7 protein-coding genes are annotated in these 11,601 nt (G+C 72.0%); 4 read left to right on the forward strand and 3 right to left on the reverse strand.

Annotation, left to right across the window (positions count from 1 at the left end; all coding sequences use genetic code 11):
* The first annotated feature begins 578 nt into the window (after positions 1–578).
* The 3 genes from ABIA38_RS33935 to ABIA38_RS33945 all read left to right on the forward strand — a co-directional run bounded on the left by ABIA38_RS33935 (position 579) and on the right by ABIA38_RS33945 (position 3,695).
* On the forward strand, positions 579–2,135 hold the full coding sequence (locus ABIA38_RS33935) for an FAD-dependent monooxygenase (RefSeq protein ID WP_424642760.1): 1,557 nt from the start codon (positions 579–581) through the stop codon (positions 2,133–2,135).
* 88 nt (positions 2,136–2,223) lie between these two features.
* Positions 2,224–3,477, forward strand: a complete 1,254-nt coding sequence (locus tag ABIA38_RS33940) for a cytochrome P450 (protein ID WP_424642761.1) — start codon at positions 2,224–2,226, stop codon at positions 3,475–3,477.
* 5 nt (positions 3,478–3,482) lie between these two features.
* A complete protein-coding gene (locus ABIA38_RS33945; protein WP_424642762.1) occupies positions 3,483–3,695 on the forward strand; it encodes a ferredoxin in 213 nt (70 codons plus the stop codon).
* A 46-nt stretch (positions 3,696–3,741) separates the two neighbouring features.
* Here ABIA38_RS33945 and ABIA38_RS33950 read toward each other — a convergent pair whose 3' ends face one another.
* The 3 genes from ABIA38_RS33950 to ABIA38_RS33960 all read right to left on the reverse strand — a co-directional run bounded on the left by ABIA38_RS33950 (position 3,742) and on the right by ABIA38_RS33960 (position 10,510).
* Positions 3,742–4,518 (reverse strand): AfsR/SARP family transcriptional regulator, encoded by a 777-nt coding sequence (locus ABIA38_RS33950; RefSeq protein ID WP_424642763.1) that lies wholly within the window; start codon positions 4,516–4,518, stop codon positions 3,742–3,744.
* Positions 4,519–4,993: 475 nt separating this feature from the next.
* Complete coding sequence (locus tag ABIA38_RS33955) at positions 4,994–8,473, reverse strand: AAA family ATPase (RefSeq protein WP_424642764.1); 3,480 nt, start codon at positions 8,471–8,473, stop codon at positions 4,994–4,996.
* Between the two features lie 786 nt (positions 8,474–9,259).
* Positions 9,260–10,510 carry an acyltransferase family protein gene (locus ABIA38_RS33960; protein WP_424642765.1) on the reverse strand — a complete coding sequence of 417 codons (1,251 nt, stop codon included), beginning with the start codon at positions 10,508–10,510 and terminating at the stop codon, positions 9,260–9,262.
* Positions 10,511–10,827: 317 nt separating this feature from the next.
* Here ABIA38_RS33960 and ABIA38_RS33965 point away from each other — a divergent pair, with 317 nt between their 5' ends.
* Complete coding sequence (locus ABIA38_RS33965) at positions 10,828–11,448, forward strand: TetR/AcrR family transcriptional regulator (protein WP_424642766.1); 621 nt, start codon at positions 10,828–10,830, stop codon at positions 11,446–11,448.
* The last annotated feature ends 153 nt before the right edge of the window (positions 11,449–11,601 follow it).

Here is an 11,601-nt window from a genome sequence, read left to right on the forward strand (position 1 = left end):
CCGGACGGGCTGGATTGGCTGGGCGGCGGTGGCTGCGGTGGGGTGTTGGGTTGCGTTCGGGTGTCCTCAAGCGCCGGACGGGCTGGAGTTGGTTGCGCAGCGAGGTGGTGGCTGCGTTTGGGCGTTGGGTTGCCTTCGGGCGTCCTCAAACGCCGGACGGGATGGATTGGCTGCCATGGGCTTGGAGGTTGCGGCTTGTCTGGTGTGTTGCGTGGGCAGGTCGATGTGGTTGCGGGTGGGCGTTGGGCTGCGTTTGGGAGTTCTCAAGCGCCGGATGGGCCGGGTTGCTTGTCCTGGGCTCTGGGGTTGCCGCTTGCCTGGTGGTTCGTGGTTCGTGGCCGATGAGTCCGAGGGCGGCTGGAATCAGCCCGTCCGGCGTTTGAGGACGGTCGGAGGGACCGGGTGGCGGGCCGTTGCTGTCGGTTCGGGGGATTCGGGCGCGAGGCACGCTGATCCAGCCCGTCCGGCGTTTGAGGACCGCCAGGAGGCCCGCCGCCCCCGGAGGCCTTAAGCCCTGCCTTAGGGGGTGCGCGGAGGCTCTGGGCCGATGGTCGATGTCCAGCGCGGAGGAGAAGAGTATGAGCCGCACCGTCGTGATTGCCGGGGGAGGGCCCACCGGACTGCTGCTCGGGTGTGAACTCGCCCTGGCCGGCGCCGAACCCGTCGTGGTCGAACCCCGCACCGACGACCCCGAGTTCTCCCCGGGCATGGCCGTCCACGGCCGCACCCTGGAGATCCTGGAGCAGCGCGGGCTGGCCGACCGCATCCAGGAGCACGAGATGTTCGCCTGGCCGCGCACGCCGTTCGCCTTCCACTGGCTCGACCTCGGTTCGGTCGGCCCCACCGAGTACACCTACGCCTACCCGCAATGGCGCCTGGAACGGCTGCTCCGCGCCCGGGCCGCCGAGTTGGGTGTGCAGTTGCGCCGCGGCAGCACGGTCGTCGACTACACCCAGGACGCGGACGGCGTCGAGGTGCGGGTCCGGGCCGGGGACGGCGCCGAGGAGACCGTACGGGCCGCCTACCTCGTCGGCGCCGACGGCGCGGACAGCACCGTACGTCGCCTCGCCGGCATCGACTTCGTCGCGTCCGGCAAGGAGTACGCCGGTGTCCTGGGCGACGTGGAGCTCGAGGAAGGGGAGCACGACAACTTCGACGGCGGCCTCTACCCGGCGGGCGTGTTCGGCGCCCTGCCGCTGCAGCCGGGCCGACTGAGGCTGATGACCATCGAGTTCGGCGCCCGACCGCCGGGCCCGGACGTCCCCGTCACCACCGACGAACTCCTGGACAGCGTACGGCGCGTGCTCGGCAAGGCGCCGCGCGTGGCCAGGACGCACTACCTCGCCCGCTACGGCGGCCCCACCCGGCTGGCCGAACGTTACCGCGACGGACGGGTGTTCCTGGCCGGCGACGCCGCCCACGTGCTGTTCATCTCCGGCACCCAGGGCGTCAACACCGGTCTGCACGACGCGCTGAACCTGGGCTGGAAGCTGGCCGCCGCGCTCGACGGCCACGCCCGACCGGGCCTGCTCGACACCTACGAGAGCGAACGCCGCCCGGTCGGCGAGCGGGTCGCACTGCACTCGCGGGCCCAGATGGCGCTGATGCACCCGCTGGCCGAGATCACCCCGCTGCGCGACATGGTCGCGGAGCTCACCGCGATCGAAAGCGTCAACCGACACCTCCTGGAGATGACCACGGCGGTCGGCTACCCGCCGCCGGCCGACGCCGAGCCGGAACTCGACCCGCACCCCCTGGTCGGCCGCCGAGTCCCGGCGGTGGTACTCACCACCGGCGCGGGGGAGACCAACCTGCTGGAATTCCTGCGCACCGGCCGCGGCCTGTTGCTCGACCTCGGCAGCGGCCCGGATGCCGGCAACGACACCGCCGCCGAGGCCCTCGCCTGGGCCGACCGGGTCGACCTCGTCACCGCCGGGTCCGCCGACCCGGACCCGGCCGCGACGCGGATCCTGGTCCGCCCGGACGGCTTCGTCGCCTGGGCCGACGACGCGGCGGGCGCCCGGGCCAAGGGCCTCACCGCCGCGCTGACCACCTGGTTCGGCGACCCCGACCCGGCGGCCGAACCCGATCCGGCGCCCGCGCCCGCGCCCGAGCCCGCACCGGCCGCCGGGTGACGGCCGGCCGAGGCCGCCGCGAGTCGACGCACACCCGCCGAAGCCGCCCACCGGGCCGGCCGATCCATGACACGAGGGAGCCCACGACATGACCGACACCACCCAGACCCCGGCGCCCCCGGCGCCACCCGCGGCACCGGCCACCGTCGAGGAACGCACCCGGCAGTGGAGCCTCTACCAGCCCTGGCTCCAGCAGGACCCGATCCCCTACTGGAAGCAGATGCGCGAATCGGCGCCGATCGTGCGCTCCGAGGAAGCCGGCGGCTTTTGGATCCTCACCCGCTACGAGGACATCGAATGGGCCGCGCGCAGCCCCGAGTTGTTCTCCAACGCCGAACTGGTCATCCCACACCGGCAGATCTTCCCGACCAAGCAGATCCCGATCCAGCTCGACGGCGAAGACCACCGCAATTGGCGGCTGACGCTGGCCAGTTTGTTCAACCCCGGCGTGGTCAACCACTTCGCGCCGCGGATCCGCGAGGCCGCAGTGGATGCGATCGAGCCGATCGTGGCCGCCGGCCGCGCCGAGTTCCTGACCGACTTCGGCATCCAACTGCCCGCCGAGACCTTCCTGATCAGCTTCGGCATCGGCCGCGAACACCTGCGTACGCTGCTCGACCACAAGACCTGGCTGCGCCGCGAGGGCATCCCCAACGCGCGTACCGACGAGGACCTGCGACTGGCCAACAAGCCGCTGTGGGACTTCTTCGGCGAGGCGATCGACCAGCGCCGCGCCGAGGGGGTCGAGGGCCGGCGGGACGTGATCAGCCAGCTCGTCCAGGGCCGGTTCGACGGCCGCGAGTTGACCCGCGACGAGATGATCAACGCCGCGTTCGTCACCATGCTGGCCAGCCTGGACAGCACCACCGCGCAACTGGGCCTGATCTTCCTCTACTTGGCCCGCCACCCCGAGGTACAGGAGCTGATCAACGCGGACCCCGGGCGGATCCCGGCGGTGGTCGAGGAACTCATCCGGCACGAACCGGTTTCCTCCACCGGGCGATTGGTCACCCAGGATGTCGAACGGCACGGCGTGACGCTGCGCAAGGGCGACCGTGTACTGCTGTCCTGGGGCCTGTCGGGCCTGGACCCGGACGCGTTCGAGAACCCCGACGAGGTCGACTTCGAGCGCAACGCGACCCGGCAACTGGCCTTCGGTACCGGGCCGCACCGCTGCCTGGGCATGCACCTGGCCCGCCGGATCATCGGTATCGCGGTCGAGGAATGGCACAAGCGCATCCCGCAGTACCGCGTCGCCGAGGGCACTGTCCCGCTGCACCACTACTCGCCCGGTCGCGGTCTGCACAACCTCGATCTGGTGCTCGGCCCGGCGAAGGGGTGAGCACGATGCGGGTGCACGTGAACGGCGAGGGCTGCATGGGGCATTCCATGTGCAGCGCGCTGGCCTCGGAGGTGTACACCGTCACCGACGAGGGCTTCAACGAGATGGGCGAGTTCGAGGTCGACCCGACCCGGCGGGCCGCCGCGCTGCGCGGCGCCCGGGCCTGCCCGGAGAAGGCGATCACGATCGTGGCCGACCCGACCGACCCGGCCGAGTGACCCCGCCGTCCGTCGGCGACCCGCACGGGCCGCCGACGGACGGGGCTCAACTGGCCAGCCGGGTGTGCAACTGCTCGTCCGCGCTCAGGATCGCCACCTGCAACTCGCGCAGCGCCCGCCCCGGTTCCAGGCCCAACTCGCCGTTGAGCGTTTCCCGGGCCTGCTGATACACCCGCAGCGCGTCCGCCTGCCGCTCGGAGCGGTACAGCGCCAGCATCAACTGCCGATGGAACACCTCGCGCAGCGGATGCTCGGTGGTCAGCGCGTACAACGGCCCCACCAACTCGCGGTGCAACCCCAGCTTCAGATCCGACTCGACCAGCAACTCGACGCATTCGAGCCGGGCTTCCTCCAGCCAGGTCATGAATCCCCGGATCAGCGGCCCCTGGCCGTACGGCTCACCCAGCGCCGGCCCCCGCCACAGCGCCTGTGCGGCCCGCAACGACTCGGACGCCTGCCGATGTGCGCCCACCCGCAGATGCGCCCGCCCCTGCTGTACCTGTCGCTGGAAAATCCACAGGTCCAGGTCGTCGGGGGCCATCCGCAACAGATATCCCGGCGCCACGGTCACGATCGGGCCTTGGGGATCGTCGGGACGGCCGATCAATCGCCTGAGTTGGGACACATACACATGCAGTGCCGCGGTCACCCGGCGCGGCGGATTCTCCCCCCATATCTCGTCGATCAACTGATCTATGGACACCACCTGGTTGCCCCGGATCACCAACGCCGCCAGCAGCGTGCGCATCTTGGGCGCGCCGATCGGGGCCCCGTTGCCCGCTTCGTCGATGACGTGCAGCGGGCCCAGAATCGAATATCGCATGACGACTCCCAGTGGTTTCGGTCGAGACGGATCGGCGGGACGGGGTCGCCGCCCCGGCCCGCGCTCGGCGCGACGTCGGATGGTCGGGGCACCACGCGCCATCGGGCGACGCCCCGTCGAGATCTCGGGCACCTGCCGGACGGATGCCGGCGGCGTCTCGCGAGCTCTCGTCACGATTGTGTCGCGCCCGGTGGGGCGTCAGGGCCCCCGGGCACCCCAGCATGCCCCCAGCTCTCGGCCCAGGGGGTGCGATCGGGCCGGGGCGGCGCGGGGTCGGGGTCCGGGTCGGGTCGGCACGCCGGGAGATGGTGGCAGGCAGGCGGTGCGGGTCGGGCCGGTGCGGGCCCGGGTGGTGCGCGCCCACGCGACGGCGGCGGGCAGGACTGTGCCCCCGGCGCGCGGCGGTACGCCGAACGGCGGTCCGGGGGCCCGGTCTTCGGGACCCCCGGCCGCCGGGGAACGAGGCGCGGCCCGGTCAGGCGGTCTCGGTGCCGCCCGTCTCCAGGCTGTCCGCCAACTCGGCCCGCGAGTTGATGCCGAGCTTGCGGTAGACCTGACTCAGGTGCCACTCCACGGTCTTGACGGTGACGAACAAGGTGTGTGCGATCTCCTGATTGCGGTATCCGCTCGCGGCCAGATCGGCGACCCGGCGCTCCTGCGGGGTCAACCCGCTCTGCCCGGTCCGCCGCGGGCGACCCGTCCGCGTCCGCGTGGTGATCGCGTCCAACTCCTCCTGGGCCCGCTTGACCAGCGCGGTCGCCCCGCAACCCTCGGCCAGGTCGATCGCCTCGCGCAACCGGCAACGAGCCTGCATGCGCTGGTCGTTGAGGCGATGCGCGACGCCCAGCTCGATCAGGGTCGACGCGTGATCGAGCACCGCCGGGGTGGTCCGGACGTACTGCAGAGCCTCCTCCAGAAGCGCGACCCGCTCGGTGTCGCGCGCGGTCGACGCGCTCGCCCGCAGCGCGCCGGCGATGGTGCGCGGCGCGCCGAACGCCCGCCCGGCGGGCAGTTGGGCCGACGCCAACGCCCGGGCCTCGTCGGTGCGCCCGAGCCGGACCAGCGCGGCGACCGCGTCGATCGTGGGCAGGAACGCCGCCGGGGTCGGCGCCGTCCAGCGGTGGAACTGCGCCCTGGCGTGCAGGATGTCGTCCAACGCGTTCTCCGACTGCCCCTGGGCCAACCGCACCTGACCCCGAATCACCAACAGCGGCAACAGGGTCAACGTCTGCGGGGTGTCCAGGTCCGGCGCGTGCGCCAACAACGCCGCCGCGCCCGGCAGATCGCCCCGCACCGCCAGCGTCGCCGCCAACGCGGCGGTGGCCAGGCACAACACGCTGCCCGGGGGCGGCGGCGCATCCGCCGCGGCGTCCGGATGGATCACCCGCAACGCCGTGCGCGCGTCGGCCTCGGCCTCGGTCGACATGCCGCGCTGCAACCGCACCCACGCCCGAGTGGCCCGCGCGGCATCCGCGGCCAGCGTGAGATTCTGGTCGCGGGCGTCGGCCAGGATCCGGGTGAGCAGCGTGTCGGCCTCGGTCAACCGGCCGCAGTGGGCCAATACGGCGGCCAGCATCAGGATGGGATGCAACTCGCCGTCCGGCCCGGTGACCAACCGGCCGTACGCGAAGCAGCCCCGGTCGAGCGCGTGTTGCACCCGATCGACCACCTGCTGCGCGGGCGTACCGTCGCTCAACGCCAGCACGGTATCCGCCGAGGTCAACACCCGACGGATGTCGGCGCACACACAATCGGGCCCCCACCGGGTGGTCGGCACCGGATTGGTGGCCGAGTCGTCGCACTGGTGCTCACCCGCCCACTCGGCCAGCCCGGCCAGCTCGCGCGCGGCGACATGCCGGGTGGCGGGCATCAGTTGGGCGATCACCGTCAACGCCATGCACACCCGCAGGAAACCCTCGCCGGCCGGATCCGAACCGTCCGTCGGCAACTCCGCGGCGAGTTCCTCGCGCAACTCCTGAAGCAGGGTGAGCGCCTCGTCGTGCCGGCACGCCGCCACGAGCGCCGCGGCCAGATCGACACCCACCCGGGCCCGGGCCTCCGGGCCGGGCGCGGCGTCCAGCGCCAGCGCCAGCCGCCGGCAGGCCTGCCCGCCCCGCGCGCGCAACTCGGCCCGGCCCAGGGCCGCGGACAGCGCCGGCACCGCCCCGGCCGGCGCCGGCTCGTGCAGCGCGCGACGCAGATAGCGCACCGCCGTACCCGGATCGCCGTGCGCGAGGGCGCTGCGCCCGGCCACCGCGAGCACCTCGGCCACCCAGGCGTCACCGGCCGGCGGCACCTCCATCAGATGGTCCGCGGCCTCGCCGGCCGCCTCGCCCCGGAGGGTGCCCGCGCCGCCGGTGAGCGCCTTGGCGGCGCGTACATGGGTGCGGTGCCGCAGCCGCGGCGGCAGGTCCCGGTACAACGTCTCGCGCACGATCGGCTGGACGAAGCGCAGCGGCGAACCGGCCTGCACCATGCCCAGTTCGACCAGTACGCCGACCGCCTCGGTCGCCTCGGCCCGGCTCAACCCGGCCACCTGGCCCACCAACACCGGATCCGCGCTCAGCCCGAGCACCGCCATCGCCTCGGCGAACACCGCCACCGGCCCCGGGGACAACCGCAACCGGCGCACCACACTGCGCGAGACACTGCCCGGCGCCAACCGGGACACCCGCGCCACCACGTCCCCGCAGCGCACCGGCGCGCCACCGGCCTCGTCCCGACCGCCCGCGGCACGGCCCGGCCGCAGCGGGTCGATCGCGGCGCACACCTCGTCCGCGGCCGGCCCCGCGAAGGCCGACGCGGCGCCGCCCGGCCGAGCCGGCGGGAAGGCCGCGCCGACCCGGGCCACGAACGACGCGCCGTGCGCGCCGGCGCCACCCCCCTCGGTACGCGCCGCCGAACCCACCTCGACCAGCGTGCCGGGCGGCCGGTCCGAGCCGCCGAACCCCGACTCGGCGGCCCGCACACTCCGCGCCTCGACCGCCCGGCCGAACGACATCGCCTCCACCGCGCCGCGCCGCGCGTCCACCGGCACCGACACACACCGCCCGTCGCCGACCCGGGACAACGCCCGGACCGGATCGCCCTCGGCGGGCGCCGCCGGCTCGGCCGCCTTCGCCGCACCGGCCGCCGCCGGCGTCGCCGGCCGCCCGGTCGGCACCACCCCGTCCGCCTGCAACTCACCCAGCAACTCGCGCAGGAAGAACGGATTCCCACCGGTGGCCTCGTGGCACAACCGGGCGAACCCGGTGCCCTGATCGGCGCCCACCACACGCACCACCAACTCGCGTACACCGGTCTCGGTCAGCGGCTCCGCGCGCATCACCCGGGTCAGCGGCGAGGACGACATCGCGCGCACCACGTCCGCCTGCGCCCCCCAGCGCACCGACTCGGTGGCCACCGCCACCACCACCGGCAACTCGTCCAGCCGGGTGGCCAGATAGTGCAGGAAGCGCAACGACGCCTCGTCGCCCCATTGCACATCGTCGACCACGACCAGCAACGGCTCGCGCTCGGCGACATTCACACACAACCAATACAGCCCATGGAACAACGCCTGCCGCCGACCCGCCCCTTCGCCGTCGTCGGCGGCACCCGGCGACAACAGGCCGCCGGCGTAATCGAACAGCGGCGCCGACAATTCCGCCGCACCCGACCAGATCGCCGCGCGCTGCTCCGCCGACGCGGCGGCCAGGAAAGGCTCGAACAATTGGCGCACGATCCCGAACGGAAAACCCTCCTCGAACCGCGAACCCCGGGCCTGGAGAATTCGGAATCCACCCGCCGCGGCCTCCTCGCGCAGGCCGAGCAGAAGTGCCGATTTCCCTGCCCCGGCCGCACCCTCCACCACCAACAATCGGCCCCGACGCGCCCGGCAGGCGGTCAGCAACTCACCGAATATCGCCAACTCGCGCCCACGTTCCACCAATCCGACCCGATCCCCGTGCAGCACGGCACAACTCCATTCCCCCGCACACACCGATTACCCCGGCACCTGGCTCCGGGAAGGATTTGCCGACCTCGCCGACGTCGCGCACGGCCGCACGTTCGAACACACCCGACCCGGGTGTGGACGAATGCGACGTCGAAATACCGCGATCCGCTGCCCCGCGGGGTGTCGCCGGCCGCCAGGGCGGGCGGGTATGGGCGACTCCGGCGGATGCGGACGCGAACGAATGGCCCTACGAGCGCGGACAGCGCTCCGGACAGAAGCGGTCGGAGCCGGTGCCTACCTGGATCGCTGAGCTGGAGCGGTGTCGAATGAAGCACATCACGATGACCCCTCGAGTGCTGTCAACATCCTCGGCTGTGGGCCCTGGGCGGGCCTGTTCCGCACGGTTCGAGTGCGGGATCAGGCTAACCCGACACTCTCTCCGTTTAGCCGCGCGGTCCACCCCGGGCACGATATTCGGCCGATGACCAACGGCTCGGCCTGCTGCGCCGGGCCCGGGCGAGCCCGACATCCGGGCCGACCCGCGCACCCGGGACGACGCACTACCCGGGCACCACAAGGGCCGTTACCCAACAGGTCGTGAACGGTCACCGAGTGCAGATCTTGTCTGAAAACCGGCGCCGGCGCCATCGGCGGACCGAATGGCGGACACCCGCGGGAAACCGGACGGAAACACAAAACGCCCTCCCCGGTCGCCCGTTGCCCGCACGGGGCGACGAACGAACGAGGAGGGCGAGCGATCGATCCCGCCGACGGCGGTGGATGTGGGGCGGAAGTGACGCAGGGTCAGTCAACGGTGGACGGCTCGCCCCGAGCGGGCGCCGCGTTCGCGGCGGGCGCCGCCGTACGGTCCTCGCGTACCTCGCCGGCCCGTTCGAGGCGCGGGTCCGCCGGCGGGCCGACCGCCTCCGGACGCCGACGCGGGCGGGCCAGCCGCGCCATCGCGGGCTGCTCGACCAGCGTGTGCAACACCGCGCTCAGCACCAGGGCGACCAGGAGCAGGCCGGCCAACACCGCGAAGGCCGCCGGCGTACTCCAGGTGCGATGCAGGCCCAACCAGCGATGCCCGTAGGACAGTACGAGCTGATGCAGCAGGTAGAACGCGAACGAGATCTCACCGAGCCGGACCACGAACGTGCTGCCCAGCCACGAGCGGGCCCCGCGTACATCCGCAGCGGCCACCGAGGCGATCAGCAGCGCGATCGGCACCACCATGACCGCAACGATCGCGAACAGCGTAGGCGCATGCTTGAGCCCGACGAACGCGCCGATCGCGATCACCAGCGCGGGCAGTCGACCCAGCGGGATCCACCGGCCGGTCAGCACGATCCGCGCCATCAGCATGCCAAGCACGAACTCCAGCATCCGCACCGGCGGGAACGCGTACACGAACCAGAACCGCGGGAACGACACCGACACCGGCGGCGGGAACATCACCCCGCCCTGGATCAGCCGGGCCACCAGCGGCAACACCGCGACCAGCGCCACCACGGCCGCCGCCGTCGGCCACAGATAGCGGCCCGGGATGCGCTTGATGCCGACCAGGAGCAGCGGGAAGCAGAGATAGAAGAACAACTCGCAGGCCAGCGACCAGGTCGGCGGGTTCACCCCGAGGAAGACCTCGAGGTCGGGAATCCAGGACTGGATCAACAGCAGGTTCGGCACCAACACCCGGGTCTTGAGCGCCTGATCCGTGGTGGTCACCAACAGCGCGGCGAGCAGCACCGCGACCACGGTATTCGGATAGACCTTCGCCGCCCGACGGCGCCAGAACGCCCGCGCGGTGTCGCCGGCCCGGGCCGACCAGGTCAATACGAAACCGCTGAGTACGAAGAAGAACGCCACCCCGACATAACCGGAACCGCGCACCACGTCATTGAAGTCGGCGCTGAACCCGGCATCCCGGAAGAAGCGCTGATCCGAGGCGTGCGCGAGGAAGACAAGGAATGCGGCGAAGAACCGCATACCGGTGAGGGACGGCAGCGTACTCCGTCTTTCGAGCGGGCTCTGCTTCTGGTCGGAATCGATTCCGGTCATGGATCGCCATTCCTGTCGGCGGCCCGGCAACGGCGGGCGGTACGGGCGGGGAGCCGATCGACCGCACCGAAGGCGCCCGGCCGAGCCGGTACCACGCGGCGGTCGGTTCGAGCGTGCGGTTGTCGGCTTAAGCCGTTCTTTGCTCGCGCTAATCCCGCTTTTGGGACTCGACAATCGGCCGAAAAGCGCGCCCGCCGGCCTGCGCCGGGACCCGCCGGGCCGAGCGCCGGGTACCGTGTGCAAAGGCCGTTCGGCCCGGCGTACCCTGGACGTTCCGTTTCCAGGATTTCGGCAACCGTGTAACCAGGGGATCGGCGATGACGACTGAGCAGCCCCCGGCACGTGCGATGCGCGCGGATGCCCGGCGCAACTACGAACGGCTGATCGTCGCGGCCGGCGAAGCCTTTTCCGAACACGGACCGGACGCACCCCTGGACGACATCGTGCGCCGCGCCGGAGTCAGCCCCGGCACGCTCTACCGCAACTTCCCGACCCGACACGCGCTCCTGGAGGCGGTCTTCCACGACGGCGTCGAAGGACTGTGCGCCGAGGCACAGGCGTTGCTCGGCGCGCCGGTACCCGAGGAGGCGCTGGCCACGTGGCTGCGCTCGGTGATCGCGTACGCGACCACCTACCGGGGGCTCGCCGCGTCGTTGATGGCGACCATGCTGGAGCAGGAGTCCACCGCGTCGTCGTGTCACACCCGAATGCGTTCGGCGGGCGCCGCACTGCTGTTGCGCGCCCAGCGGGCGGGCACGGTACGCAAGGACGCGGACATCTCGGACCTGCTCAAGATCGCCAACGGGATCGCGTGGGCGATCGAACAGGCGCCCAGCGACGCGGGTCAGACGGACCGCCTGCTCGAACTGACGATGGGCGGCCTTCGGGTGCATGCGGCTGCGCCGGTGCATGCGGCTGGGCCGGTGCGGGCGGGTTGAGCGAGGTGGGCGCGGTGGGGTGGGTGGGCTGCGGTTGGGTGCTGGTTGGGTTGCGGTGTCCTCAAACGCCGGACGGGCTGGAATTGGCTGCGGTGTCGTGTCGGCGGCCTGGCCGGGTTGTCCTCAAACGCCGGACGGGCTGGATTTGACTGC

It is taken from the genome of Embleya sp. AB8 (genome assembly GCF_049739465.1).
In the GTDB taxonomy this organism is placed as follows: domain Bacteria; phylum Actinomycetota; class Actinomycetes; order Streptomycetales; family Streptomycetaceae; genus Embleya.